The organism is Alcaligenes sp. AB3 (assembly GCF_031844565.1).
Taxonomy (GTDB): Bacteria; Pseudomonadota; Gammaproteobacteria; order Burkholderiales; family Burkholderiaceae_B; genus Alcaligenes; species Alcaligenes faecalis.
Genome location: NZ_JAUZVM010000001.1, coordinates 1 through 25,363 on the forward strand (window position 1 = coordinate 1; position 25,363 = coordinate 25,363).

At 56.2% G+C, this 25,363-nt stretch carries 21 protein-coding genes; 8 read left to right on the forward strand and 13 right to left on the reverse strand.

Features of this window, described 5'->3' with window-relative positions; translation table 11 throughout:
- Window positions 1–165 precede the first annotated feature (165 nt).
- Window positions 166–1,026 (reverse strand): DMT family transporter, encoded by an 861-nt coding sequence (locus Q9R35_RS00005; RefSeq protein ID WP_086061174.1) that lies wholly within the window; start codon window positions 1,024–1,026, stop codon window positions 166–168.
- A 674-nt stretch (window positions 1,027–1,700) separates the two neighbouring features.
- On the opposite strand from Q9R35_RS00005, the gene Q9R35_RS00010 reads away from it, so the two are divergent.
- From Q9R35_RS00010 to Q9R35_RS00025, 4 genes are all read left to right on the forward strand, one after another.
- Window positions 1,701–2,183 (forward strand): AmiS/UreI family transporter, encoded by a 483-nt coding sequence (locus Q9R35_RS00010; RefSeq protein WP_086061173.1) that lies wholly within the window; start codon window positions 1,701–1,703, stop codon window positions 2,181–2,183.
- A gap of 111 nt (window positions 2,184–2,294) precedes the next feature.
- A complete protein-coding gene (locus Q9R35_RS00015; protein WP_045930344.1) occupies window positions 2,295–3,470 on the forward strand; it encodes a transporter substrate-binding domain-containing protein in 1,176 nt (391 codons plus the stop codon).
- A 3-nt stretch (window positions 3,471–3,473) separates the two neighbouring features.
- Window positions 3,474–4,163, forward strand: coding sequence for an ANTAR domain-containing response regulator (locus Q9R35_RS00020; protein ID WP_081251454.1), 690 nt, complete (start codon window positions 3,474–3,476; stop codon window positions 4,161–4,163).
- Window positions 4,164–4,343: 180 nt separating this feature from the next.
- Window positions 4,344–4,763, forward strand: coding sequence for a hypothetical protein (locus Q9R35_RS00025; protein ID WP_311219138.1), 420 nt, complete (start codon window positions 4,344–4,346; stop codon window positions 4,761–4,763).
- Between the two features lie 2 nt (window positions 4,764–4,765).
- Here Q9R35_RS00025 and Q9R35_RS00030 read toward each other — a convergent pair whose 3' ends face one another.
- The 3 genes from Q9R35_RS00030 to Q9R35_RS00040 are packed head-to-tail and all read right to left on the reverse strand — an operon-like array spanning window position 4,766 to window position 10,382.
- Window positions 4,766–6,199, reverse strand: coding sequence for a TolC family protein (locus Q9R35_RS00030; RefSeq protein WP_311219139.1), 1,434 nt, complete (start codon window positions 6,197–6,199; stop codon window positions 4,766–4,768).
- Complete coding sequence (locus Q9R35_RS00035) at window positions 6,196–9,312, reverse strand: MexW/MexI family multidrug efflux RND transporter permease subunit (RefSeq protein WP_311219140.1); 3,117 nt, start codon at window positions 9,310–9,312, stop codon at window positions 6,196–6,198. Before Q9R35_RS00035 ends, Q9R35_RS00030 begins: the two co-directional genes overlap by 4 nt.
- Window positions 9,309–10,382: an efflux RND transporter periplasmic adaptor subunit gene (locus tag Q9R35_RS00040; protein ID WP_063691129.1), complete on the reverse strand. Its 1,074-nt coding sequence runs from the start codon at window positions 10,380–10,382 to the stop codon at window positions 9,309–9,311. The genes Q9R35_RS00035 and Q9R35_RS00040 overlap by 4 nt, the downstream gene beginning before the upstream one ends.
- A gap of 281 nt (window positions 10,383–10,663) precedes the next feature.
- Here Q9R35_RS00040 and soxR point away from each other — a divergent pair, with 281 nt between their 5' ends.
- The gene (gene soxR / locus Q9R35_RS00045) at window positions 10,664–11,140 is read left to right on the forward strand and encodes a redox-sensitive transcriptional activator SoxR (protein WP_026484650.1); all 477 of its coding nucleotides are present in this window, start codon (window positions 10,664–10,666) and stop codon (window positions 11,138–11,140) included.
- Here soxR and Q9R35_RS00050 read toward each other — a convergent pair.
- The 5 genes from Q9R35_RS00050 to Q9R35_RS00070 form a co-directional block, all read right to left on the reverse strand.
- A complete protein-coding gene (locus tag Q9R35_RS00050; protein ID WP_063691134.1) occupies window positions 11,137–13,128 on the reverse strand; it encodes a choline BCCT transporter BetT in 1,992 nt (663 codons plus the stop codon). The genes soxR and Q9R35_RS00050 overlap by 4 nt on opposite strands.
- Window positions 13,129–13,213: 85 nt before the next feature.
- The gene (gene pdxK, locus Q9R35_RS00055) at window positions 13,214–14,080 is read right to left on the reverse strand and encodes a pyridoxine/pyridoxal/pyridoxamine kinase (protein WP_311219141.1); all 867 of its coding nucleotides are present in this window, start codon (window positions 14,078–14,080) and stop codon (window positions 13,214–13,216) included.
- On the reverse strand, window positions 14,077–14,799 hold the full coding sequence (locus tag Q9R35_RS00060; protein ID WP_026484647.1) for a glutamine amidotransferase: 723 nt from the start codon (window positions 14,797–14,799) through the stop codon (window positions 14,077–14,079). Before Q9R35_RS00060 ends, pdxK begins: the two co-directional genes overlap by 4 nt.
- Before the next feature lie 32 nt (window positions 14,800–14,831).
- The gene (locus Q9R35_RS00065) at window positions 14,832–15,884 is read right to left on the reverse strand and encodes a 2Fe-2S iron-sulfur cluster-binding protein (protein ID WP_042487151.1); all 1,053 of its coding nucleotides are present in this window, start codon (window positions 15,882–15,884) and stop codon (window positions 14,832–14,834) included.
- Window positions 15,881–16,834, reverse strand: coding sequence for a diiron oxygenase (locus Q9R35_RS00070; RefSeq protein ID WP_042487153.1), 954 nt, complete (start codon window positions 16,832–16,834; stop codon window positions 15,881–15,883). The genes Q9R35_RS00065 and Q9R35_RS00070 overlap by 4 nt, the downstream gene beginning before the upstream one ends.
- Before the next feature lie 666 nt (window positions 16,835–17,500).
- Between Q9R35_RS00070 and glyA (Q9R35_RS00075) the strand changes: the two genes are divergently transcribed.
- A complete protein-coding gene (glyA, locus tag Q9R35_RS00075; protein WP_311219142.1) occupies window positions 17,501–18,796 on the forward strand; it encodes a serine hydroxymethyltransferase in 1,296 nt (431 codons plus the stop codon).
- Window positions 18,797–18,807: 11 nt separating this feature from the next.
- On the opposite strand, the gene Q9R35_RS00080 is transcribed toward glyA (Q9R35_RS00075), so the two are convergent.
- Window positions 18,808–20,313: a PLP-dependent aminotransferase family protein gene (locus Q9R35_RS00080; protein ID WP_042487158.1), complete on the reverse strand. Its 1,506-nt coding sequence runs from the start codon at window positions 20,311–20,313 to the stop codon at window positions 18,808–18,810.
- Window positions 20,314–20,438: 125 nt separating this feature from the next.
- Between Q9R35_RS00080 and serC the strand changes: the two genes are divergently transcribed.
- Window positions 20,439–21,521, forward strand: a complete 1,083-nt coding sequence (gene serC / locus Q9R35_RS00085; protein WP_042487159.1) for a 3-phosphoserine/phosphohydroxythreonine transaminase — start codon at window positions 20,439–20,441, stop codon at window positions 21,519–21,521.
- Between the two features lie 73 nt (window positions 21,522–21,594).
- Window positions 21,595–22,884: a serine hydroxymethyltransferase gene (glyA, locus tag Q9R35_RS00090; protein ID WP_042487161.1), complete on the forward strand. Its 1,290-nt coding sequence runs from the start codon at window positions 21,595–21,597 to the stop codon at window positions 22,882–22,884.
- 89 nt (window positions 22,885–22,973) lie between these two features.
- Here the strand turns inward: glyA (Q9R35_RS00090) and queC are convergent, their stop codons facing one another.
- The 3 genes from queC to Q9R35_RS00105 form a co-directional block, all read right to left on the reverse strand.
- Window positions 22,974–23,705: a 7-cyano-7-deazaguanine synthase QueC gene (gene queC, locus Q9R35_RS00095; RefSeq protein WP_311219143.1), complete on the reverse strand. Its 732-nt coding sequence runs from the start codon at window positions 23,703–23,705 to the stop codon at window positions 22,974–22,976.
- Complete coding sequence (locus Q9R35_RS00100; protein WP_042487166.1) at window positions 23,702–24,376, reverse strand: 7-cyano-7-deazaguanine/7-aminomethyl-7-deazaguanine transporter; 675 nt, start codon at window positions 24,374–24,376, stop codon at window positions 23,702–23,704. Before Q9R35_RS00100 ends, queC begins: the two co-directional genes overlap by 4 nt.
- A 250-nt stretch (window positions 24,377–24,626) precedes the next feature.
- Window positions 24,627–25,292: a TetR/AcrR family transcriptional regulator gene (locus Q9R35_RS00105; protein WP_311219144.1), complete on the reverse strand. Its 666-nt coding sequence runs from the start codon at window positions 25,290–25,292 to the stop codon at window positions 24,627–24,629.
- Window positions 25,293–25,363: the final 71 nt, after the last annotated feature.

Here is a 25,363-nt window from a genome sequence, read left to right on the forward strand (position 1 = left end):
GGGTGCGCCCGTAGCTATCTCCTGACAAGGGCACCGGTGCGCAGCACCGGCAAGTTCTCAGCCCAATCCCTGCAGAGGGACCCAAGTGGTGGCTTCACGGAGACCGATCTCATCATTCAACGACCGATTTCACTCTCTATGAAACCCCACTTATAAAAAGCAGACTTACGCCGCCTTCTTCCGTAATGTCAGCCACAGACCCGCCAAGATAGCCACCAGTCCCAGCCCTGCGCGAGCTGCCAAGGTATTCCCCAGAATCAGGAAATCCAATCCCGCCGTCACCACAGGAACCAGATAAAACAGGCTAGTGACATTGACCAGATTCCCGCTGCGAATCATGCGATACAGCAGCAACTGGGCCAGCACGGAAATCACCAGGCCAAGCCATACCACCGGCCCCCAAAAGCCCAGCGTGTTCTCCCAGCGGATTTCCTGTCCCAAACCCAGGGACACCAGAATAAACAAGACCAGAGACAAGGAGTATTGCAAGGGCATGCCCTGCAACGCCCCCACAGGCTGACGCTTTTGAACAATCGTCCCGACGGTAATGCTTAACAAAGCAGCAATCGCAAACACCAGACCCATTACGGACAAGCGGCTGACGATCAGGCTTTGATACACCACCAGAATCAGTCCTGTCAGCGATAGTGCCAAACCGGCCACACGGGTTAGGGAAAAACGCCGCTCGGTCAAAGCCAAAGTCAGAATTGGCTGTACCCCCAGAATCGTGGCCAGCAGACCAGGCGTGATCCCTTGGGCCAGAGTTTCAAAATAGAAAAACGAATACAGCCCGATCATCAGCAAACCGCTGATAGCCGGCAGCAGACGTTGCCCTTTGGGCGGTAGCCAGCCGCCATTGAAGTGCCCCAGCATAATCACCATAGGCAGGGCAATGGCAAAACGCAGAATCAGCATGGCCATAACCGAGCCATGATCCAAACCGATACGAGTGAAAATACCCGCGCTGCCCCAAAGCAGCACGAACAGGGCAATAGCACCCCCTTGGGCGCGAGAAGAAGAAATCATGATGTTCTTTATCTGTCTAAATAAATTAGATTTGTCTGCAAAGACATTCCAGGCGCATCAATGGCGCAGGAGAAAAAGAGGTCTTAGGAGCAGACGCTGTAGACGCGTGTGTCGACGACGACGTCGGACACGACTGCGGCTTGATTGACGACGCCCGGGGCGACGACAGTCAACAGCAAGACAGATGGAGGGGAGCCCGCCCGCAGCGACGCGGCCCGCGACAGGGGCAGAGTGCTTAGCAAAGAGGATGCGGGGCGGTTCATGAAATAAGAATCAGATCGTTAAATCGATGGAGTACTGTAGCACAAAATATATTTAGGACACCAATAGTCAGCCGCTAGGGTAATCGCTAGTACAGACGATAGAGCAGGCTATGTAAGAATTGCACCGATCGCGATTTCAGATCGCTGCGACATTTCCAAATAGATACGACATCCGCTGCCAATGCTGCCAGCGCCGATGCCGGGCAAAAAGGCCCAGACCGGTTCAATGCTTGAACCGGTCTGGGCCTTTTTGTTTGCCTGAAAGGAATCCGACCTCGTAATTAGGTCGCGAACTATTCGGACCATGCCTCCCGGCAATACGCCATCGCGATACACAGAGCTCACGCAGCGCCAGGAGGGTTCTGACGCCAGCCAGGCCGAAATCGTCACCTTGTTTTGGAGGCTTATGCCATGTTGGGTGTTGCGCTTTTCTTTATTGGGGCTGTGCTGATTGTGAATGGCGTGGGTTTGACAGGACGTATTGAAAGTCGAGACCTGGCCCCCTTTAACTTGCTGGTGGGGCTGTTGGCCCTGTTCATCAATTTGCTGGGCTTGCAGCGCGGCGAGCAAATGGCGGATTACTTTGCCGTTGCTGGCGGGCTGCTGTTTGCCTTCACCTATCTGTACCTGGCTGTGGTGCAGTGGTATGGGCTGAAAGGAGTGGGCTTTGGCTGGTATTGCCTGTTTGTTGCCATCAGCGCACTGGCCTTTGCCGGGTCTGCCAGCGATCCGCGTTTGATCACCATGTGGCTCTTGTGGTCCAGCCTGTGGTTTCTGTTTTTCCTGGCCTTGGGACTGGGGCGGTCCTTGCGTATCTTGCCTGCGTATACCGTCTTGATCGGGGCCTTGACCTGCTGGTTGCCCGGCACCCTGATCATGATGGATGCCTGGTAGTTTTCATAGGAGTGCAAGCATGGTGGGGAGCCAGAGTAATGCCGTTTTTTGGAGTAACCTGATGCTCGCTCGTAGTGTTTACCGGCAGGTCTGTCGACCTGCGCCCCTACCATGCTAGACAGGAGATGGACTTTGGCTCACAACGAACCCGTACGCGTCGGCGTTCTTTATTCCGCAACCGGCATGACCTCTACCATTGGTCAGTCGCAATGGCAGGGCACCAAACTGGCGATTGAGGAAATCAACGAGGCCGGTGGCCTGCTCGGGCGCGAGCTGGTGGCGGTGTGCTATGACCCGGCTTCCAGGCCCGCTTGCTACGCTGAACAGGCCGAGCGGCTGATTGTGCAGGACCGCGTCAATGTAATCTTTGGCTGCTATATGTCCAGTAGCCGCAAGGCCGTGATCCCGATTGTGGAGAAGTGGAACAAGCTGTTGTTCTACCCCACCTTGTACGAGGGCTTCGAGTTTTCGGGCAATGTGATCTATACCGGCGCTGCACCCAATCAGAACAGTGTGCAGCTGGCCCATTTCATGACCAGCAATTTTGGCGCGCGGGTCTATATGATTGGCTCGGACTATATCTACCCCTACGAGTCCAACCGCATCATGCGCGAGCTGGTCATGCAGCATCCTGATAGCCAAGTGCTGGGCGAGCACTATCTGCCTCTGGATGCCAGCGAGAGCGATTACAGCCTGATCATGGAAGATATACGCCAGAAGCAGCCGGACTTTATCTTCTCCACCGTAGTGGGCGATTCCACCGCCAATCTGTATCGAGCCTATGCCAATGCGGGCTTTAATCCGCAGACCATGCCCATTGCCAGCCTGACGACCTCCGAGGCCGAGATCGCGCAGATGGGGGCCGATATTGCCTGTGGGCACTTCACCGCTGCACCGTATTTTCAATCCATCGAGTCGGAGGTCAATGCGCGTTGCCTGGCCAGTTTGCGCAAGCGTTTTGGGGCCGACTGCCACCCTAATCTGTGTTGGGAAGCGGCCTATTCACAGATGCATTTGTTCGCCAATGCGTATCGGCAGTCCGCCAGTGATGCGATCGGGGATTTGCTGCCCTACCTGCTAGGCAGTGAACTGGATGCGCCTCAGGGGCGGATCAAGATCGATCCCAATAATCACCACACTTGGCTTTATCCACGGATTGGCCGCATCAATGCCGACGGCGAATTTGCGATTGTGCGCCAGGCAACGCGTCCGGTCTCGCCCGACCCGTATCTGGTCACCCATTCCTTGGGTGACTGGACTGCCAAGCTGGATACTTTGGAGACATAAAGCGTGGCCAACTCCTCTTCCTACGGTGATGAGCCGGCAAACAAGCCCTTGCGAGCGCGGAATCGTTTTCCGCATGCCACCTCGCCGCAGCTCAAGGAACTGCGGCAATTGACGATGGTGGTCATGCATCCGGACGATAGCGATGGCCGCTTGCTGACCCAGCAACTGCAGCGTATCGGGTGTTCGGTCCAGACTATCTGGCCGCCCACGCAAAACCTGCCTTCAGGAACGGATCTGGTGTTTCTGGCTGTGCAGCCTGATCTTTTGCACCTGCGCCTGGATTGGGTCTGCGAGGAGGATGCCCCCACAGTGATTGCCGTGGTCAATTATGAAAACCCCACGATAGTTTCCGCTGTGCTGGATTTGAATATTCAGGCGATCCTGCCTGCACCGATTCGTTCTTTTGGTTTGTTGTCCACGGTGGTACTGGCACGCAAATACCATAAGGAACTACGCCAGCAGCGTCGCCTGATCAGCAAGCTGCAGACCAAGCTGATGGGGCAGCGGCATGTGGCTCAGGCCAAGACGATCTTGATGCGTGCCCATCAGGTGTCGGAGGATCAGGCCTATGATCTGATCCGCGAGCAGGCCATGAACAAACGCAGCACAATTGAAGATATTTCGATTGCCATTGTGAACGCCAGTGAGGTGCTGTCCCTGGGGCAGAAAGGTTCGTCCTTGCTGGGGAACTAGCCACGTTTTCTGGCTATTCTGATGGGCGGTGGGTAGCGAGAGCAGGCGTGGCATGGCGTGATGTGCTTGAAGTGATAGACAGAGGCTGGCTTGGTAAAGAAAAAGACAGGAATACTCCCCGTTTTCATTCCTCCTACAATAGCGTTTTTGTAGAGCACTCCGCTGTCAGGCGTAGAGATAATGAGCAATCAGGAATATGAACCAGGCAGGCCGGTGACACAGGAGCAGCGCGCCGCCTGGGCGCAGTTGAAAAAAGACCGTGATCAACTGAGCGAGCAAGTAGAGACTCTGGAGCGTGGTCACCAGGACTTGAGTAAATTTCTGCTCAAAGCCAAGCGCAATAACTGGATTGCCTGCACCTTGGTGGTGATTTTTACCGCTGCAGGCTGGCTGCTGGATGCTTCGGTCTGGCTGCGCTGGTATGTATTGCCGATTACGCTTTTTTGCTGCGCCTTGTTGTGGTTTGGCGGGAAGCTGCTGGAGCGGCTGATGCAAAGCAAGATTGCGAATCTATCCGAGTTTCTGCAACAGACGGACGCCCAAATAGAAAAGGGGCGGCCTATCTTTGAGACAGGCCACCCCCAATCCCATCAAGCCTGAAATTACTCAGGGCTGCTTGGCGTCGCTATTCCCCAACCCAAGGCCTGATACAAGGCAATCACATTCAGGTACGAGCCGGTTTCGGCAATAGCCAGCTCTTGTCGGGTCTGGTTCAGGCTGCGCTGATTTTCCAGCACTTGCTGATAGGCTCCGGCCCCTACTTCATAACGCGTCAAGGCACGCTCATGGGCATTTTCCAGGTGTGACGCCGCTCGAGTCAGGCTAAGCAGGCTCTCCTGATGTTGAGTCAGCCTTTGCAAAGAGCCCTGAATTTCTTCCTGAGCTTGCAGCAGCACTTGTTGATAGTGCAGGCGTGATTCATCAGCCACGGCTTCCATGCCACGCAAGCGGGCTCTGGCATGACCCAGGCGCAGGGCAGGCCATTGCATGGCGGGTGATACATCGAAGGCGCGGGCAGCATGGCCCAGGTCGCTACCCCGCAGAGCAAAGAAGCCGATAAAGCCAGCCAGATCCAGACGGGGGTACAGCTCGGCGGTGGCGGCGGCCACTTCGTGCGAACTGGCCAGGATGTCCTGTCGAGCAGCACGTACGTCAGGCCGGTTGAACAGCATGGCGTTGACGTCCCCCAAAGGCAGGGACGCAGCTAAAGGTGCTTTGGCGCTAGGCAGCGGTGTATCAATGCTCCTGGCTTGTCCGCCGCTGAGCACCTGGATGCGCAAACGAGCCAGTTCCAGATCGCTGCGCAGTTGAGGCACCAGGGTTTTGGCTCGTTCCAGACCAGCCTGGGCATTGTCCAGATTCTCCGGCAGTTCCCGGCCCAGCGACACACCAGCCTGCACCAGCTTGATCGTATGTTCCCAACTGCGTACGTCGTCCTCAGCCAGCGCCAGTCGCCGTTGCAAACCTTGGGCTTGTACGTACTGACGTGCCAGTTCAGCCGCGATCGCCTGGCGAGTCAGATCCAGTTGGTCTGCACTGGCTTCGCTGCGAGCCTGGGCAGAGCGGGCCAACTGTTCCAGACGACCGAACAGATCAATCTCCCACGTGGCCTGCATGCCCAGGCGCCAGTTTTCGCTGATGCCATGGTCAATGGAGCCATCGGGCGCGGCAAACTGTGAACCGCTACGGTTGTAGCTGGCGTGGGCCGTGACGGCCGGCAGGCGGTCGTGCTGGCGCTCGTCGATCAGGGCACGGGAGGCCCGCCAGCGGGCCTGTGCCTGGGCAATATCCAGGTTGTGATCCAGGGCCTTGGCAATCAGGGCGTCCAGTTGCGGGTCTTGCAGCAAGGTCCACCAGTTTTCGCGTTGCTCGGTGGTTTGAGCGAACTGACTGTTCCAGTTGGTGTCGGCCAAGCTTGGGGCGGTGGGAATGGAGGTGTTCAGACCCACCGCACAACCGCTCAGGATCAGGCTGGGGATCACCAGTCGCAGAGCACGCGCCACAGGCGCTAGCCTGTTTGATAGTTGTGGCGTCATGATGAGTGTTCTCCAGTCGAAGGGCGCAGGGCCTGAGCCAAATCGCGCGCCCGCGGGGTGTCTGCTTGATGGGCGTGATCACGCGCCAGCAAGGTATACAAAGTCGGCAAGATAAACAGGGTGAATATTGTGCCGATCAACATGCCCGAGACCAGCACCACACCCAGGCCAAAGCGGCTGTTAGCACCCGCACCGGAGGCAAACAGAAGAGGCACCAGACCAAAGACCATGGCTCCGGTTGTCATCAGCACAGGGCGCAAACGAATGCGGGCGGCTTGCAAGATGGCTTCGGGTTTCTTCAGGCCCTCTTTGAATTGCAGCTCATTGGCAAACTCCACCATCAGAATGCCGTGCTTGCTGATCAGCCCGACCAGCGTTAACAGACCTATCTGGGTGTAGATGTTGAGTGTGCCAAACCCCAGTGCCAAAGGCAGCAGGGCGCCGCACAGGGACAAGGGCACCGTCACCAGAATGATGATGGGGTCCACCAGGCTTTCGTACTGCGCGGCCAGTACCAGATAAATCACCACCAGCGCGGCCAGGAAGGCCCACACCAGAGACTGACTTTCCTGGGTGAATTGGCGCGACTCGGATTGCCAGTCATGCGTAAAGCCTGCGGGCAATTGACGTGCGATGTCGTCCAGATAGCCAACGGCTTGCCCCAGCGTTACGCCCGGAGCGGGAATGGCTTGCAACGTGGCCGAGTTTTGCTGGTTGAATTGGCGCAGGCTGTTCGGTTCCACTTCGCTGTGGATCTGAACCATGGTCGACAAGGGCACCAGCTCGCCATTGGCACTGCGTACAAACTGGCGTGTCAGGGCTTGAGCCGTCAGGCGCAGTTCACGCTGGCTTTGCGGAATGACGTCGTACGAGCGGCCATCCAGCGAGAAGCGGTTCAGGTAGTTCTCGCCCACCAGTACGGCCAAAGAGTCGGCAATATCACGCAGGCTGATGCCCATGCTGGCGGCTTTGCTGCGGTCAATTTCCACACGGGAAACCGGCTTGTTGTAGTCCAGGTCGCTATCCACTACGACGAACAAGCCACTTTCACGGGCTTGCTGCTTCACCCATTCCATCGTGTCGTACACCGTGCGGTAGTCGCCGGGACTGCGCAGTACCAGTTGCACCGGCAGACCGCCGCTGGAACCGGGCAAGGGGGCAAGCTGGAAAGCAAAGATGCTGCTGCCGGGAATCGCGCTGACGCGTCCCTGCAGTTCACCTTGTACGGCGCTGGCATCGCGCTCGCGCTTGCTCCAGTCCTTCAGGTTGATCCCGCCAAAGCTGGCGGCCGGGCCGTCTGTCCCCACAATCAACCAGGTGCTTTCGGTTTCGGCCACTTCACGATACGTGGCATCCAGCAGCTTGCCGTCGCGCTCGGCATAGGCCAGGTTGGCATTCTGCGGAGCTTTCACGGCTGTCAGCACGCTGGCCTGATCCTCAATGGGAGCCAGTTCGCTGTGCGTCATTTGGTAGAGCACGGGCAGGCTGATAAAGACCAGCAAGGCGACTGCGCCGGTAATCCAGCGATGACGCAGGGAGCGGGCCAGCAAGTGGCCATAGCGGGCCGACAGACCACCAAAGAAGCTCTCTGCCAGATGGGCCATGCGGCCTTCATCTTGCTGCGAGGGCAGCAGCAAGGAACTCATCACCGGGGACAAGGTCAGGGCCACCACACCGGACACCAGGACGGCACCGGCCAGAGTCAGGGCAAACTCTTTGAACAGTGCTCCAGTCAGGCCGCCCATCAGACCAATCGGGGCATAGACGGCAGCCAGCGTCAGCGTCATGGCGATCACAGGACCGGCCACTTCTCGGGCACCTAGCAACGCTGCCACCACGGGCGAACGCCCGGCAGCAATATGACGGTGCACGTTTTCAACCACCACAATCGCGTCGTCCACGACCAGACCAATAGCCAGCACCATGGCCAGCAAGGTCAGCAAGTTGATGCTGAAGCCAAAGGCCAGCATCAAGGCCGCGGCTCCCAGCATGGACAAGGGAATGGTGGCCAGGGGAATCAGCACGCTGCGGAACGAACCCAGGCACAGGTAAATCACCAGCACCACGATAATCATGGCTTCGGTCAGGGTCTTCAGTACCTCATCAATCGAGGCTTGAATAAAGCGGGCGGTTTCAAAAGCCAGGGCCACTTCTACGCCGGGTGGCAAGGTCGCCTCAATAGCGGGCAGGCGGTCACGAATGCCTTCCACAATGCGCAAGGGATTGCCGCCGGGAGTGGGGAACAGGCCCAGGTGAATCGCGGGCAGACCATCCATCAAGGCGCTGGTTTCAGTTGCCGCTGCCCCCAGTTCTACCTTGCCTATGTCGCGCAGTCGTACCAACGAGGTGCCATCCTCACGCACGATCAGGTCCTGAAATTCGGCCACGCTGGTCAGGTCCGAGTTGAGCTGAATATTGCTCAAGACATGCTGGCCTTTGACCATGCCGGGAGCGGCCTGATAGTTGTTGGCGCGTACAGCCTGGGCAATATCGGCAGCCGTCAGGCCATAGCCAGCCATGCGGTCCGAATCCAGCCACAGTCGCATGGCCAGTTTTTGACCACCAAAGGTCTGGATTTTCGCCACACCGTCAATGGTGGAGAACATGGGTTCCACCACGCGGGACAGATAGTCGTTCAGTTCCGGGATGGAGATCGACGTTGTGGAAAAGCCTACATAGGCCACGGCGGTGGAGTCCCCGGAGGAACGTTCCACAACCGGGTCATAGGCGCCTTCAGGCAGGCGATAGCGCACCTGACTGACCTTGCTCATGACTTCGGTCAGTGCCTGGGTGGAGTCGCGGTTCAGTTCCATGCGCAAGGTCACGACACTGCGGCTTTGCACGGAGTTGGAGGACAGATAATCCACCCCTTCCACCGAGGCCAGTGCCTGGGCGATGGGTTGGGTGACAAAGCCTTGCATCAGTTGTGCAGAGGCGCCGGGGTACTCGGTGGTAATCGTGATGGTGGAGTTCTCCAGCAGGGGATACTGCCGGATGGGCAGCTTGTCCAGGGAGAACAGACCCAACATCAGGAGCAAGGCGCTGACCACCAGGGCAAGTACCGGCCGACGAACGAACAAGTCGGTAAAGCCGGGACGGGAGGTGGTGTTCATACGGGCTCCTTGTCCTTGGCGGCCTGTACCGTGGAGCCGTCCTGAATCTTGATCTGACCTGCGCTGACAACCTGGTCGCCTTCTTTCAGGCCATCAATGATCTCGACACGCTCATCCCATTGCTCGCCGGTTTGTACCGCCACACGTTTGACCTGCCACAGACCCTGATCCGTGGGGGAGGCCACAAACACGGTCTGGCCGTAGGCGGTGTAGGTCAGTGCCGTCTCCGGTACGGTCAGCACAGGCGCCTCAGCCGGGCGCTTCAATTGAGCGCGGGCGTACATCCCCGCTTTCAGACGATTGTCCGGGTTGGGCAGCAGCGCTTGCAGGCGTATGGTGCGCGAATCACCAATCAAGGGATCGATAGCGCTGATTTCAGCCTGGAAGTTCTCGCCCGGCCAGGCGTCCACCTGTACTTGCAGTGTCTGGCCGACCTTCAGATCCGACAGGCTTTGCTCTGGCACGGTCAGGTTTACGCGCAATTGGCTGTCATCGACCAGGCTGGCAATGGGCTGGCCGGGTTGCAAGTAGTGGCCCTGGTGCAGGCTGGTGATACCGATGCGGCCCGAGAAGGGGGCGGCAATCTGTTTCAAGGCCAGTTCAGCACGTTGATATTGCAGCTGAGCCTGGGCGACGGCGTGATCGGCCTGGGCTTGATCCAACTGTTCCTGGGTAGCGGCCTGCTGCTCTTTGAGCTTGCGCACCCGCGTGAGCTGAATGGCGGCCTGTTTGACCTGTGCCTGCTCGCGGCGCACGCTGGCTTGCTCCAGTTCGTCATTGAGCAAAACCAGTGGCTGGCCTGCTTTGACGTGCTGTCCGGAGGTGAAATCAATCTTGCGAATACGGCCACTGGTCTCTGCGCTCAGCAACACTTGCTGCCAGGCTTCCAGTGCACCGACAGCATGCAAAAGACGAGGAGCGGTCTGGGACTCCACGCTGGCCAGTTCGACAACGGCAGGAGGATAGCCTCCCCCTGCCTGCGCTTCTTGCGAGGCTGGCAGCAAACGCCAGCCTATGGCCAATACGCCGGCCAAAACGGGAATCATGATCCAAGTACGACGCGAGCTCATGCTGCTTGTCCTCTGCTTACCGAGGAGGGCCAAAGGGGCTGCTTGTTTGGCAGAGTCCACCCGAATCGCTGATCGCTTTGAGACCAGTCTTCAGGTTTGAAGTAGGTGGCTGACACAAGCAAGGCTTGCCGCAGCCATGACAGCGGTCCGGCAAACAGAATCCAAATGAGGGGAGGCATGGCAGGTTCCTGTGACAACAAAGAGGCAGCCAACATGGCTTGCCTTAATTAGGTACCTGGACTATAAAACCTCAAGTTAACTTGAGGTCAAGGGGTGTCGAGATGGCAAAAACAGTGGATTTCAGTCGTGCTTTGACGGTGGGGGAGGTGGCCAAACGCAGTGGTGTGCCGGTCTCGACCGTGCATTTTTATGAAGCCAAGGGTTTGATTGCCAGTACCCGTAATAGCGGGAACCAGCGTCGTTTTGATTCGGTGGTTTTACGCTACATTGCGATCATCAAAGTGGCGCAGCGTACCGGGATTCCTCTGGAGGAAATCCACGAGGCCTTGCGTGGTTTGCCACCGGGCAGCAAGCCATCCAGCAAGCAATGGCGAGCCATGTCCAGCCGTTGGCAAGCCAGTTTGAATGATCGAATTGAGCAGTTGACTCGACTGCGCGATGAGCTAACCCACTGTATTGGCTGTGGGTGCTTGTCCATGAGTGAATGTCCCTTGCGTAATCCGGCCGATATCCTGGGCCAGCAAGGGCCCGGCCCCCAGATTCTGGAAAGAAAGCTGGAGGCCGGATCAGAGGTTTAGGTCGGGTCAGGCGACTGCGCGTACAGGGCCGTCGCCTCGGAGGTGACCAACGACTGATAGCGCTCGAAGTGGTTCAGGATGTCGTTGATGACCTGGCTGGAGGACAAGCCCATCAGGTCGTAACCCCGACTGCCATCGGCAAAGACGGTGCGCACCTGCCATTCCTGAGGTCGAGCCTGCTCGTTGCGAGCAGCCGCAGCCGTAAAGCTGGCAACCCGACGTGCACGCAATTCCACGCCATAGACAAAGTTGCGCTGGTTGTCGGCCTGAATGGTCAGTTGCGCCGTATCCGGCTCGCCCGTTTCCAGGCTGACATTCAGGTTGCGTTTACCCAGTTCGTCTGCCACAGCCTGCAAGGCGGGAACCACGGTCTCACCCATGAAGCGACGGGCATCACGCTGGTTGGGCGTGTGCAGAATGGTCGAGAGGCGGCGACGCCAGGACACTTCCGAACCCGGTGCCGGGCCGGACATGGGACCTTGACGACGCAATCGTGACATATCTGCCTTCATGCCTTTGAACAGCCCCAGAATCAACAAGAACATGATGATGGCAAAGGGCAGGGCGCTGACCAGCGTGACGGTTTGCAACGCTGTCAGACCACCGGCCAGCAAGAGCAGGGCGGCGGCAGTGCCTTCCAGCGCGCACCAGTAAATGCGTTGCCAGACTGGAGCGTCTTCCACCCCGCCGGCGGCCAAGGTATCGATAACCAAAGAGCCCGAGTCGGCCGAGGTCACAAAGAAAATGGAGACCAGAAGAATGGCCAGCGTCGAGGTCACATTGGACCAGGGCAGGTATTCCAGGAATTCGAACAGCGCCACGGATGCATTGGCGGCAGCGTCCTGAGCCAGTTGACCCGCGGCCACGCCCATATCCAGGAAGATGGCGGTGTTGCCAAAAACGGTCATCCAGAAGAAGGTGAAGACGGTGGGCACCAGCAATACGCCCAGTACGAATTCACGTACGGTGCGGCCACGCGAGATGCGGGCGATGAACATGCCGACAAAAGGCGACCATGCGATCCACCAGGCCCAGTAAAACAAGGTCCAGGCTTTCATCCAGCTTTGCCCGCGGAATGCTTGTGTACTAAATGAGCGTGCAAAGAAGTTATCGAGATAACCACCGATATTCTGTACAAAAGCATTCATCAAAAAGGCTGTGGGGCCCACGGCGAGCACAAACAGCATCAAGGCAATGGCAACCAGCAAATTCAGTTCGGACAGGCGGCGAATGCCAACATCCAGTCCACTGACAACAGATAAGGTAGCCAGTGAAGTAACCACCACAATCAGGACAATTTGCAGCCAGGTTTCCTGTGGCCAGCCAAATAAATGCTCCAGACCGGCATTGATTTGAAGTACGCCCAAACCCATGGAGGTAGCAATACCAAATAGCGTGCCGCACACGGCGAAAATATCTACGCTATCGCCAATCCAACCTTCGATACGCTTGCCAAACAAGGGATACAGGCCCGAGCGAATGGTTAAAGGCAGGTTGTAGCGAAAGCAGAAGTAAGCCAGCGACAAGCCAACGACCGCATAGACGGCCCAGGCGTGAACGCCCCAGTGAAAGAAGGTGATGATCTGCGCCTGATGGGCGGCTTCCACTGTGCTGGCCAGGCCCGAGGGCGGGGCCGAGAAGTGTTGCAGTGGTTCGGCCACGGCAAAAAACATCAAACCAATACCCATACCGGCGGCAAATAGCATTGCCATCCAGGTGAGATACGGGTAGTCAGGTTCCGAGTCGTCCGGCCCTAGTTTCAAGTTGCCGTAGCGGCTTAATGCCAGATAAACGACGGCAAAGAAAAACAAGGCCACAGACAGGATATAGAACCAGCCGAAACTTTTGATGACCCAGTTTTGTAACTGCTCAAAAATAAGTGCGGCGTCTTTAGGGAAAATAATCCCGATCAGCAAAAAGACCAGGACGATAAAGGTAGATCCCCAGAACACCCGTGGATGTAGCGTGCTTTTAAAAGGCAGCCCCATGTCATGCTCCGTTTGTAACTAAGAGGACACAGCTTAACGAGAACGACTGCCTGTTGAAAGGTTTGTTAGATTAAGAAATATTTGCTCAGGCTCGGAAAGGATCTATCGGCAAAATTAATTCCTGATGTCCGGCCTGTCGGGTCAACTCCAATTGATGCAGCACACTGGCACTGGCTGTATGCACCGCCGAATGCAGGTCTGCTCCCAAAATCAGGTGGGCCAGCAAGGTGGAGGCGAACAGGTCGCCGGTGCCTTTGGCGGCACAATCGACGCGTGGATGGCTAAGCAGGGTGTCGGCGCGAGGTTCTTTGCGCGACATTAATAATTTGATCTGGCCATCCTGCCAGGAGTCGGGAGCGGCGCTGGTAGCAATGACCCATTCAGTCCGGCCATTTAGCAAGGCGTGCGCGGCACTTGAGCTGCCCTGGATGGTGTCGCAAGGTTGCTGGGACAGCAAGGACAGCTCGTAGTTATTGGGAGTCAGGCCCGTGGCTAGCGGCAGCAAGGTTTCGTGATAGGCGGGAATCAGCGCCGGGTCTACGTAGACTCCTACATCCAGATCGCCTATGACCGGGTCCACGATGACCAGAATGTCCGGATGGTCCTGCAGCAAGGCCTTCAGCCAGTTCGCAATGATGACGGCCTGATTGGCGCTGCCCAGATAACCGATCAGGACAGCGCGCACCTTATCCAGCGCACCACGCAGCACCAGGTCATCCAGAAAGCCTTTCAGCCAGTCATCGGGGACGGCACCGCCGTGCACCGTGGGGTATTGCGGGTTGTTGCTGAGCAACACGGAGGGAACGGCGGCGACTTTAAAGCCGTGCCTACGTAAAGTCGGGCCGGCAACATTGTTGCCCACCCGACCGTAGACCACTTGAGACTGAATCGAAACGACATCCACATGGTAGGGATGTCGTTCGCGATCAACAAACGTTACAGCAGTGTTCATGCAGCACAATCAGCGGAACTGGCTTGTTTAAGTTGGCTGAGCCAGTTGGTCAGGACCGTAGCAGCAGCGGCGTGCAGGCGTTTTTGTACCGCCATGGCTTCCAGACGCAGCATCTGCGGGTCGATATCAGCTTGTCCCAGTTCGTTGGCATGACCAACCAGCCAGCGCTCCAGCTTGCTGGTGTCGGCTTCCAGGTGAAATTGCAGCCCCAATACCTGGCTTCCAAAGGAGAAGGCCTGGTTGGGGCCTACGTCCGTGCTGGCCAAGTGAATGGCTCCATCGGGAATGTCGAACTGATCCCCGTGCCAGTGCAGGACGGGAATGCCGCTTACGGCGGCCAGGGGCGATTCTTTGCCCGCTTCGCTCAGTTTCAGGGGAGAGAAGCCGATTTCTTTCACACCCAGCGGGTACACATTGGCTCCCAGAGCGCGAGCAATCAGTTGCGCACCCAGGCAAATGCCCAGCAGGGGTTTTCCTGCCAGCAAGAACTTGTTGATCAGTTCCAGCTCATCGGACAGGAAGGGGTAAATCTTTTCGTCGTAGGCGCCGATCGGCCCGCCCAATACAACCAGCAGGTCAGCGTCCTGTTCACCCACATGGCGTAGTGACTCGACGGAAGGATCAATATATTGAACTTGGTAGCCCTGTTCGATCAGAACAGGCTCCAGTGTGCCCAAGTCTTCAAAATGGATATGACGCAGTGCGATGACTTTCTTCATAAGAGTTTCTTTCAATCCAGATGGTAAGGATGTCAGCTCGTGGTACCGATGTCTACATTAATGGCACCCGACAGGGGGAAGGTGCAACATGCCAGCGCATGGCCCTGGGCCTTGTCCTGATCGCTCAGGCAAAAGTCCGGTTCGGAGCGGTATTCGCCCTCCGAGATCTGTACCCGGCAAGCGCCGCAAATGCCCGAACGGCATTGGCTGCGAATAGGCACATCGCCTGCTTCCAGCATTTCCAGCAGGCTGCTGCCCGGCTCAGGGTTGAGCGTTTGTCCGGTGCTGCGTACATTGATTTGCAAGGGGGCACTGCCTGCTTCAGGCAGGATTTCCACACCCGCTTTGGCCGGTGGGGAGAAGGCTTCAATCAACATGTGCGAGATGGGGTGCGCCTGAATGGTGTATTCGCGCAAGGCCTGGGCAAACCCATGGCTGCCGCAAATCACCACGGCCTGCGGGTCTTTCAATTGCTCCATATTCTCAAAAGAGGGGCGTCCCACTTTGAAATGAGCGCTTTCGCGGATTTTTTCCTGCGTGACAAACACCGTCAGTGTGAACCAGCTGGTGCCCAGGTCCAGCTGCAGCAGCTCGTGCAGGAAAGGAATGTCGGCAATACGGGCAATACTGAGCAACAAATGTACTTGTGGTACAGGCAAGCCGTCCTGGGCTCGCGCCGCCAATTCACGTAGCAAGGCAATGGGCAGGGTAATGCCAATGCCGCCGGCGATCATGGCGATACGCTGGTAACCCACAATAGAGTCCACCGAGATCTCACCCGCCACATATTGCAGAGGCACACTCATGCCCTCGCGCAAGGTGGCGTGCAGATGATCGGAGACGCTATTGCGGCCCGACCCTTTCACGGCAATTTCAATCAGGTCTGGATCGGCCACACGGGTGATCGAATACATACGCTGTTGAATGGTGCCGCCGGTATCGGGGTAGCTCAGGGCGACATGCTTGCCTGCCCGCAAGGCGCTCAGAAAATCAAAGTGGCCACTTTGCACTCGCAAGGTAAACACTTTGACGTTCCCGGCCTCGGGGCGAACGGTCTCGCAGCGCGCCTGAATCATGGCTGTCATTGCAGCGCCTCCTGCTGTTCGGCCTCGGGCTGGGCCTTGCCGGATTTGCTGTTCAAGCCAATGCGCTCGATCAGGCTTTCTACCGAGCCGGTGTACACACCAATTTCGTTGGAGTCGCCGGTGTCGTGCAAGATGTCGCGAGCGTTGGGGAAGTTCACCATGGAGAAGACCTTTTCCCAGGCACCCATTTCATTGTTGGCGAACATTTCCACGGTGCGCAAAATCACGGCACGCATGTGCTCGCGCTCTTTCTGGCTCAGGCCGTGAATGATGTCGGAGGCCACAAAGCTGAACACGCTGGAATGGCTCCACTCGTCCATGGCGTGAGTGCGGGTGACTTCATGGCACACGGTCTGGATGCTCTTGTCCTCGGCCATGGTCTTCAGATAGTCGGTAATCAGGGTCTCGGAGGCGCAAGCAATGGCAAAGCGGGTCAGGCGACGCTCGGATTCGGAGCTGCACTGGCTCAGGATGTCATTGCGCCACTGCACCAGGTTGAAATTGGTGAAATCCAGGGGCGTCAAACCACGCATGGAATAGATGTAGTTGCAGGCCATGATCGACATGCGCGTGTGCAGGGCCTCGTCCAGCAAAGCCTGGGACATCACATCTTGCAGCAGATTGCGGTTGGCGCTTGGGGGCGGAGTCTTGATGATGTCTTCGCAAGAAGGCGTGACCACGTTGCACTCAACATAAATGGTCTTGAGGTTGTAAATGCCCCAAGCGTAGGACAAGCACTGCGATTTCAATTCTTCAGGAGCTTCCAGCCAGGCCTGGTGCTCACGGAAAGGCAGCAGGCATTCGCTGAAATCGGCCTTGTTGGGATCGAAAGCCAGATTGTTGTAGTCCGGCAGCTCCTGATTCACGGCAGCCCGGTTTTTCCAAAGTACAGACAGCTTTTGCAGCATATTACGTACGGCGTCATCAGTTTCGTAGCTTTTGATTGTCATTTCAAACTTCCTTGCTGTTGATTGCGATCTGTTCGAAATGAACAGGTCGTTTCTTTATTCCACCCATCTTTATTTCCAAATGGAAATTCGCAGGCTTAAAAGGATTTGCCGATTCTTATGGACAAGGCCCAAAAAAAATCCCGTTGTCGGGTTTCTCAAACCGTGGGGATCAGCGTGGTTGAATTGCCGTTAAAGCAATGGCGTTTCCTGTAGTCGTGGGAAAACTGAGGATGTTTTTATCGTGCGCAGATAGAGAAAGGTGATAATCTGCTTGAGCGTTTAGAAGTATGGGTCTTGAGTATTCGTTGGCTGCATTCTAATGATCCTATGACAATAAATGACAGACCATTTTTCGGCTATTTAACAGACCACTTAATAATAAAAATTTGAATCTTGTTTTAATTGTTGACAAGAATAATCGGGATTGGCTTTATAGCTTGGTTTCAGGCGATTTTTAATTCTTTATGCTTTGAATATTTATTCAAATAACAATAATTAAAAGTGGTCTGGTGGATTTATTTTTAATGGACTGTTTGATAGGTCGATAAACAGAATAGGATGTTTATCTTTCGCCCTTGGAATCGTCATGCCAGGGCTGCACTTTTGCCTTGTGTTTGAAAAATCGGCACGGTGGCAACAGTAGCCAATTTCTAAACAGGAACTCCCATGAAGAGTCTTGCCGGTGGCGACACCCCCCACCTGCCTCTGGTGGGTTCGCAATTTCTACAGCAAAGCGATCGCAATCTTTGGGACATCATCGAAGCCGAACGGCGTCGCCAACAACACACCATTGAGCTGATCGCTTCCGAGAATTACCTGAGCCGCTCCGTTCTGGACGTGCAGGGCTCCTTGCTCAGCAACAAGCAGGCGCAAGGCTATCCTGGGCAACGGATTTACGGCGGGTGCGAACAAGCCGATCAAACCGAAGAGCTGGCCATCGAGCGGGCCAAGGCGGTTTTTGGGGCCTCCTATGCCAATGTGCAGGCGCACTCGGGCAGTCAGGCCAATCTGGCGGTGTATCTGGCCTTGCTCTCACCGGGCGACACGATTCTGGCGCTGGACCAAAGTGTGGGTGGGCACCTTAGCCATGGCTCGCATTTCAATGTGTCCGGACGCTGGTTTCAGACCTGCTCGTATGGGGTGGATCGTCAGACGCAATGGGTGGACATGGATGAAGTTCGAGCCCTGGCTCACAAGGAGCGGCCACGGCTGATCATTGCCGGGGGATCGTCTTATTCACGGACCCCGAATTTTGCCGAGTTCAGAAATATCGCCAACGAGGTCAATGCCTATCTGATGGTGGATTTGGCGCACAGTGCGGGACTGGTCGCCGCGGGGCTGATGGAGTCGCCCGTCAAGCATGCGCACGTTACGACTTTCTCCACGCATGGCACCTTGCGCGGTCCGCGTGGCGGGATCATCCTGAGCAATGAACCCAAGCTGGCCGAGCGCTTGAGCCAGGCGGTGTATCCAGGGCTGCAAGGCGGGCCTTTGCTGAACATTCTGGCGGCCAAGGCCGTGGCTTTGGGTGAGGCGATGAGTCCGTCCTATAAGGCCTATGCCCAGTCCGTCATCATCAATGCGCGCAGCTTGTGTCGTCGTTTGGCCGAAGGTGGGCTGACAGTGGTATCAGGCGGTACAGACTGTCATTTTGGTGTGGTGGATTTGCGCCCTTGGGACTTGTCTGGGCCTTTGGTGGAGCGGGTTCTGGCTCAGTTAGGCATTAGCTTGAGCAAGCACCGGGTGCCTTATGAGCAGGTCACTGGTGCGTACTCGGGGGTGCGTGTGGGCAGCGCCGCCTGTACCACGCGCGGTTTGGGCGAGGACGATTTCAAGGAAATCGGCGACATGATTCTGGCCTTGCTGGGCGGGGTGCGCAGTGGTTCGCGCAATCCCCGCACCGAGAATGCCATTCTGGAAGGGGTTGCCGACTTGAACCGGCGATTCCCCTTGATGTACTGATTTTTCCTGACCTAGCCTTTGCCCTGGCGGAGTGCGTTGGCCAGACGCAACATGGCGGATTCGATCTCGTAGGCGGTCAGGGACGCATAGCCCAATAACCAGCCCTGTTGTTTTTCCTCACCAATGTACAGACGGCTCAAACCTGGCAGTTGAACGCCCGCACTCAAAGCGCGGCGCAGCGTGTGCTCTTCTGACCAGCCCGGCTCCAGAAAGCAGGGAATCTGCAAACCACCTTCAGGTCGAGCTGCACGGACTATGCCTTGCAAGTGCTGCTCGATGGCTTCCAGCATGATCTCCCGCCGCCCGGCATACAGTTTGCGCATGGCGCGAATATGGGAGTTGTAATGCCCGTCTTCCATAAAGCGCGCCAGCGTCAGTTGCAGGATTTGCGGCGTATGACCATCCATGATGCTGCGGGCTTGGGTAAAGGGTTTGACCAGTTCGGGCGGCAAGGCCATATAGCCCATGCGCAGGCCCGGATACAGGGTTTTGCTGAAGGTGCCCAGGTAGATGGTGCGCTGGTATTTATCCAGACCCTGTACACATGCCGTGGGTAGCCCGTCGTAATGAAACTCGCTGTCGTAGTCGTCTTCCATAATCCAGCGGCCATTTTCTGCCGCCCAGTGTATGAGTTCCAGACGACGTTCCAGGGACATGGTGGCCCCGGTAGGGTACTGGTGCGAGGGCGTCACATAAATGCAGTTTGCACCGCTGCGATCTTCATTCAGCAAATCGGTGCGCAAACCTTGTTCGTCTACACCAATCGGTACCACACGGGCCTCGGCCGCTTCAAAGGCTTTGCGGGCGCCGAAGTAGCCGGGGTTCTCGACCAGAATGGGTTTGCCAGCATCGACCAGCAATTGCGCACACAGGAACAGGGCTTGGCGCGTGCTGCTCAGAATCAAAATTTGATCGGCAGAGACTTTCGCACCACGCTCCAGATTCAGGTACACGGCAATCGCTTTACGCAGGGACTCGGTGCCTTGCGGGTCGCCATGCAGCAGGATGTTGGCCCGGTAGTCTTTCATGGCCTGACGTTGCAGGCGCTCCCACACATCGGTGGGGAAGTTGCGGGTTTCTGGCAAACCCGTGGCAAAGGCCTTGATGGTCTGTTGATCGGCAATGCCGCCACTTTCAAACACGGCGCGACCCCGGCGGCTTAAACCCGTGCCGGGTTCCATCACGCTGCGTTTCAGATCCTGGGCTTTGATGCGACGGTAGGCACTGCCGCGCAGCTCCGTGCCGACCGATTCAGAAACATAGCTGCCTGAGCCTTCACGTCGCACGATAAAGCCGTCGCGATGCAGCTGAACATAGGCGTTTTCAACCGTATCGCGGGCCATGCTCAGAGATTTTGCCAGGGAGCGTGTGGCAGGCAGCTTGACCCCGGGACCCAGGGCGCCATCCAGAATCAATGCCCGCAAGGCACGCTGAATGCGCTGGTGAAGATCCAGGGATTGAAGTTCGTCATCGTTAAGACGCATCTTCAAGGTGTCCAGTTCAAACGAACGCGTCATGCGGTCTGCTCCAGAGAATATTAATGGTCTGACTAATCAGACCATTGTGCTCGTAGACTTGATTGTCATTGCCGAAATAGGGGGGCCTGTTCCGGCGTTCAGGTTTGTACAGGATCTCAGCAAGTATGTCCCGACCCTTTAATTTCAGCGCAGGGCCCAGCGCCTTGCCGATGGATGTTCTATTGCAAATACGCGATGAACTGCTTGATTTCGCCGGCACAGGGGTATCTGTGATGGAAATCAGCCATCGCTCTCAGCCTTTCATGGATTTTGCCCATCGTACTGACGCCGCTGTGCGTCGTGTCCTGGCTGTTCCATCGGATTATCACGTCTTGCTCCTGCAAGGGGGTTCGTACCTGCAGTTTTCTCAAATACCGATGAACTTGTTTCATCGAACAAACACAGCGGACTATATACATACGGGTTTATGGTCGGAACAAGCAGCTAATGCTGCCAGGCAATATGGGAATGCCAGAATCATAGCCAGCTCTTATGAAACTGGATTTGATCGTATTCCCGAGATTAATGAATCTAATATTAATCGGGATGCGGCTTATTTGCATTACACGGAAAATGAAACCGCACAGGGCTTGCAATTTTCAAAACCGCCCAAGTCGCCTATTCCATTAGTCTGTGATGCCTGCTCCAGCCTGATGTCAAAACCGCTTGATATCTCGTCTCACGCTTTGGTTTACGCCTCAGCCCAGAAGAATATGGGAATTGCCGGTGTCACGCTGGTATTGCTTGATCCCGCTATTTTAGACAAGCCTTTGGCTAGTACGCCACAAGCTTTGGATTTTTCCATTCAGGCAAAAAAACAATCACTATTAAATACGCCATCTACCTTTTCCTGGTATGTGCTGGGTTTGATGCTGGAATGGATTGAGCGCGTTGGTGGAATAGAAGTATTGCACAAAATAAATAAGAAAAAATCGCAAGTGCTCTATGAGCTTATTGATGGTAGTGATGGTTTTTATATCAATAATGTTTTACCTGATTATCGATCCATCAATAATGTTCCGTTTCATATTGCTGAAACTAATTTAGATAATTTATTTGCCGAAGAAGCGCAAAAGAATGGCTTTCACGGCTTGAAGGGCCATCAATCAACGGGGGGCTTGCGCGCCAGCATCTACAACGCCGTCACCTTGGATGCGGTACAGGCGCTGGCAGAGTTCATGCGCGAGTTCAAGCGCACGCACGGTTAGGGCGTGCGCCTGCTTTGCAACGCGGCCAAGCAGGTAGCCGCGACGTGGATAGAAATTTTTTTAAGGAAAAGCGATGTACGACAACACACTCAGCCTGGCTGAATTCGACAAGGAATTGGCTCAGGCCATTCAGGGCGAAGAAAGCCGTCAGGAAGATCACGTAGAACTGATTGCATCAGAAAACTACGCCAGCCCTTTGGTTATGCAGGTTCAGAACTCCGTGTTTACCAACAAATACGCCGAGGGTTACCCGGACAAGCGTTACTACGCCGGTTGCGAGTTTGTGGACGTGGCCGAACGTCTGGCTATCGAGCGCCTGAAAGCCGTGTTCGATTGCGACTACGCCAACGTGCAGCCTCACGCCGGAGCGCAGGCCAATACTGCTGTGTTCCTGGCTTTGCTTAAACCGGGCGATACGGTGATGGGGATGAACCTCGCTCAGGGCGGGCACCTGACACACGGCAACCCCATCAATATTTCCGGGCGTCTCTACAATATTGTTCCTTACGGGGTGGATATCCAAACCGGGCTGATCGATTACGACGAGATGGAACGTATCGCTGTCGAGACCAAGCCCAAAATGTTGATTGGTGGCTTCTCCGCCTATTCGCGTGTGAAGGATTGGGCGCGCATGCGTCAGATTGCCGACAAAGTGGGTGCCTGGTTCTGGGTTGATATGGCCCACGTGGCGGGCCTGGTGGCGGCGGGTGAGTACCCCAGCCCCTTGCCATACGCGCATGTGGTCACCAGCACGACACACAAAACCCTGCGCGGTCCACGCGGTGGCGTGATCATGGCTAAAGGGCAAAGCGACGATTTCTACAAGCGCCTTAACTCCGCGGTTTTCCCTGGCGTGCAAGGTGGCCCCCTGATGCACTTGATTGCGGCCAAAGCCATTGCTTTCAAAGAGGCTCTGCAGCCGGAATTCCGTACCTATCAGCAAAACGTGGTCCGTAATGCCCGCGCCATGGCGGCGGTATTGATGCAGCGTGGCCATAACATCGTCTCAGGCGGGACCGATAACCACATGATGCTGATCAACTTGTCGGCCAAACCCTACACCGGGCAAGAGGCCAGTGATGCCTTGGCAGATGCCTACATCACCGTCAACAAGAACTCGGTGCCCAACGATCCGCGCTCGCCCATGGTGACCTCGGGTATCCGTATCGGAACGCCCGCCGTGACGACACGCGGCTTTACGGTGGCGGACTGCGAGCAGCTGGCGCATTACTTGTGTGATGTGCTCGATGCCTATGAGGCTGGCACCCTGGATACGATCAAGCACGAGATCCGTGAAAAAATCGTGACCTTGTGTCGAAGCTATCCCGTGTATCAAGTGCAGACGGAGCCAGCACAGCTGTAATTCAAAGAAAAAGCCCAGGTGTTTTAACGTTTGGGCTTTTCTGTATTCATTCTGCTTGAAACGCAGGGCTGCCTTATTGAATATAGGCGTTATGGGTGGCGTGTTGCCTCGCCTTGCGCTTGCCAGTCTGTATATCCCCGGGCCCGCAGTTCACAAGCAGGGCATTGCCCACAGCCATATCCCCAGTCATGCAGGGTTTCCCGCTCGTTCTGGTAGCAGGTATGGCTGTCTTCCTGGATCAGCTTCACTAAAGCATCCGAGCCCAACTGGTGGGCCAGTTCCCAGGTATCTGCTTTATCCAGCCACATCAGTGGGGTTTCCACGGTCAGTGGACGCTCGATCCCCAGGCTCAATGCCACTTGCAGTGCTTTGAGCGTGTTGTCACGGCAATCCGGGTAGCCGGAATAGTCGGTTTCAGACATGCCGCCAACCAGCGTATCCAGTCCCCGACGGTAGGCCAGGGCGCCAGCCAGAGTAAAGAACAGCAGGTTTCGACCCGGCACAAAGGTATTGGGCAGACCGTCCTCTTGCATGGCGATCGTCATGGACTCGGTCATGGCGCTGCCGCCTATCTGAGCCAGGACGCTGGCATCGAGCACATGGTCTTGCCCCAGGCGTTCAGCCCAATGCGGGAATTGCTGGCAGAGTTTTTCTCGGAGCGTCTGGCGACACTGCAATTCCGCATGGTTGCGCTGGCCGTAGTCAAAGCCCACGGTTTCCACAAAGGCAAAGCGGTCCAAGGCCCAGGCCAGGCAAGTGGCTGAATCCTGTCCGCCCGAAAATAAAACCAGTGCCCGGCGGCGGGGAGTGTGCGGTTTCATGCTTTGGCCTGTGCAGTGCTCAGGGCGCGGCGCTTCATGGTGCTGATCAGGGAGTTGAGCAGCACGCCGTACATGGGCACAAACAGCAGCAGGCTGACGCCCAGTTTGATGACGTAATCGACAACGGCGATCTCGCCCCAGTGCTCGGCCATGAAGGGGTTGCTGCTGCGCCAGAAGGCGATGCCGAAAAAGGCCAGCGTATCCAGCGCCTGGCCAAAGACGGAAGCAGCGGCCGGAGCAATCCACCATTGCTTGTAGTCGCGACGGATACGATCAAACACCTGCACGTCCAGCAACTGCCCCAGGACGTAGGCGGCAAAACTGGCCAAGGCAATACGGAATACAAAACTGTTGAATTCACCCAGTGCCTGCAAGCCATTGAATTGGCCTTCATTAAAGAGCACAGAGACTACATAAGAGGCGATCAGGGCCGGGAACATGGCGCGGGTAATCACGCGCCGCGCTTCGGACTTGCCCATCAAGCGCACGGTCAGGTCGGTAGCCAGAAAAACAAAGGGAAAGCTGAAGGCTCCCCAGGTGCTATGGAAGCCGAACAGTTCAATGGGAAGTTGAACCAGGTAATTGCTGGCAATCACAATGAAAATGTGAAAGGCAATCAGAAGTCGCAAATAGAACGACAGCCGTGAAGACGGCACGGTAGGCAGAGTCATGTCTGGACCTTTTTGGTGGATGGGGTGAGGGAACCCATTGAAAATGGACTGCAACCGACTATTGTACGGGCAGTTGCGGTTCGATGGAATGGTTGTTGCCTGCAAGTGTAGCGTGCGCATCAAACGTGCTTATACGTCTGCCTTGATGAGGCTTATGGCACAACAAAGGGGGAGGGGGGCCTGTAGAGGCTCAAACAAGCTCGCTTGCCAAAGCAAACGAACTTGTTGGTTCGATCTCAATGAGCTGCGCTTAGGTCGAGACAGGTTGCAGACACTCTACCAGCAAGCGTTTGTGCAACTGGTGCACTTCTTCAAAGGGCACGGGCGAATTCTGTGGACCCAGAACCAGCAAGACCATCAACCACATCAGGGAAGGGGAGGCGGCCAGGATGTAGTCGGACGAGCTGACGTCGGGGCGGATGAGACCGCGCTGTATGCCCAGTTCAAAAAACGCCTGATTGGCCGTGTAGTTCTGGCTCAGGAGCTGTTTGCCCCAATAATGGGCCAGATCCGGCACGCGGCCGCTTTCTGTCATCAAGAGCCTGAACATGGCTTGTACGTCCGGGTTGGACAGGCGTTCATACAACTGGTGCAGGTACTCATCCACGATACAGGACAGGGTGTCTGCCTCGGAGGTATCGGACAGCTCAAAGGTATTGCCATCGGGTGGCAGCAGTGTGCTGTGGAGCATGTCCTCGAACACTTCATCTTTGCTGCTGTAGTGCGCGTAAATTCCGGACTTGGAGATACCGGCGCGTGCGGCGATGCGCTCCAGCGAGGTTCCCAGGAACCCCCGGTGTGAAAACTCTTCAAAAGCGGCTTTCAGAATTTCACGTTTTCGCTCGGCCGAGGGCAAGTAACGTCGTTTGTTTGTGCTTTCGTTTTTTGGAGGTTTATTTTGGTGCTTGTCTGTCATGTCATCCTATGTGGATGGGCAAGATATGGGGCTTGCAGTATATCAGGCCGCTTGTCCGGGGCCGATGGCAA

What these genes read in the sequence shown, in the direction of transcription:
- Q9R35_RS00105 (WP_311219144.1), bottom strand. Translation starts at nt 25,292, where the DNA reads ATGACAGACAAGCACCAAAATAAACCTCCAAAAAACGAAAGCACAAAC.
- Q9R35_RS00005 (WP_086061174.1), bottom strand. Translation starts at nt 1,026, where the DNA reads ATGATTTCTTCTTCTCGCGCCCAAGGGGGTGCTATTGCCCTGTTCGTG.
- Q9R35_RS00030 (WP_311219139.1), bottom strand. Translation starts at nt 6,199, where the DNA reads ATGACGCCACAACTATCAAACAGGCTAGCGCCTGTGGCGCGTGCTCTG.
- Q9R35_RS00050 (WP_063691134.1), bottom strand. Translation starts at nt 13,128, where the DNA reads ATGGGGCTGCCTTTTAAAAGCACGCTACATCCACGGGTGTTCTGGGGA.
- serC (WP_042487159.1), top strand. Translation starts at nt 20,439, where the DNA reads ATGTCCCGACCCTTTAATTTCAGCGCAGGGCCCAGCGCCTTGCCGATG.
- Q9R35_RS00040 (WP_063691129.1), bottom strand. Translation starts at nt 10,382, where the DNA reads ATGAGCTCGCGTCGTACTTGGATCATGATTCCCGTTTTGGCCGGCGTA.
- Q9R35_RS00060 (WP_026484647.1), bottom strand. Translation starts at nt 14,799, where the DNA reads ATGAAGAAAGTCATCGCACTGCGTCATATCCATTTTGAAGACTTGGGC.
- Q9R35_RS00070 (WP_042487153.1), bottom strand. Translation starts at nt 16,834, where the DNA reads ATGACAATCAAAAGCTACGAAACTGATGACGCCGTACGTAATATGCTG.
- pdxK (WP_311219141.1), bottom strand. Translation starts at nt 14,080, where the DNA reads ATGAACACTGCTGTAACGTTTGTTGATCGCGAACGACATCCCTACCAT.
- soxR (WP_026484650.1), top strand. Translation starts at nt 10,664, where the DNA reads ATGGCAAAAACAGTGGATTTCAGTCGTGCTTTGACGGTGGGGGAGGTG.
- Q9R35_RS00065 (WP_042487151.1), bottom strand. Translation starts at nt 15,884, where the DNA reads ATGACAGCCATGATTCAGGCGCGCTGCGAGACCGTTCGCCCCGAGGCC.
- Q9R35_RS00015 (WP_045930344.1), top strand. Translation starts at nt 2,295, where the DNA reads ATGCTAGACAGGAGATGGACTTTGGCTCACAACGAACCCGTACGCGTC.
- Q9R35_RS00010 (WP_086061173.1), top strand. Translation starts at nt 1,701, where the DNA reads ATGTTGGGTGTTGCGCTTTTCTTTATTGGGGCTGTGCTGATTGTGAAT.
- queC (WP_311219143.1), bottom strand. Translation starts at nt 23,705, where the DNA reads ATGAAACCGCACACTCCCCGCCGCCGGGCACTGGTTTTATTTTCGGGC.
- glyA (WP_311219142.1), top strand. Translation starts at nt 17,501, where the DNA reads ATGAAGAGTCTTGCCGGTGGCGACACCCCCCACCTGCCTCTGGTGGGT.
- Q9R35_RS00080 (WP_042487158.1), bottom strand. Translation starts at nt 20,313, where the DNA reads ATGACGCGTTCGTTTGAACTGGACACCTTGAAGATGCGTCTTAACGAT.
- glyA (WP_042487161.1), top strand. Translation starts at nt 21,595, where the DNA reads ATGTACGACAACACACTCAGCCTGGCTGAATTCGACAAGGAATTGGCT.
- Q9R35_RS00035 (WP_311219140.1), bottom strand. Translation starts at nt 9,312, where the DNA reads ATGAACACCACCTCCCGTCCCGGCTTTACCGACTTGTTCGTTCGTCGG.
- Q9R35_RS00025 (WP_311219138.1), top strand. Translation starts at nt 4,344, where the DNA reads ATGAGCAATCAGGAATATGAACCAGGCAGGCCGGTGACACAGGAGCAG.
- Q9R35_RS00100 (WP_042487166.1), bottom strand. Translation starts at nt 24,376, where the DNA reads ATGACTCTGCCTACCGTGCCGTCTTCACGGCTGTCGTTCTATTTGCGA.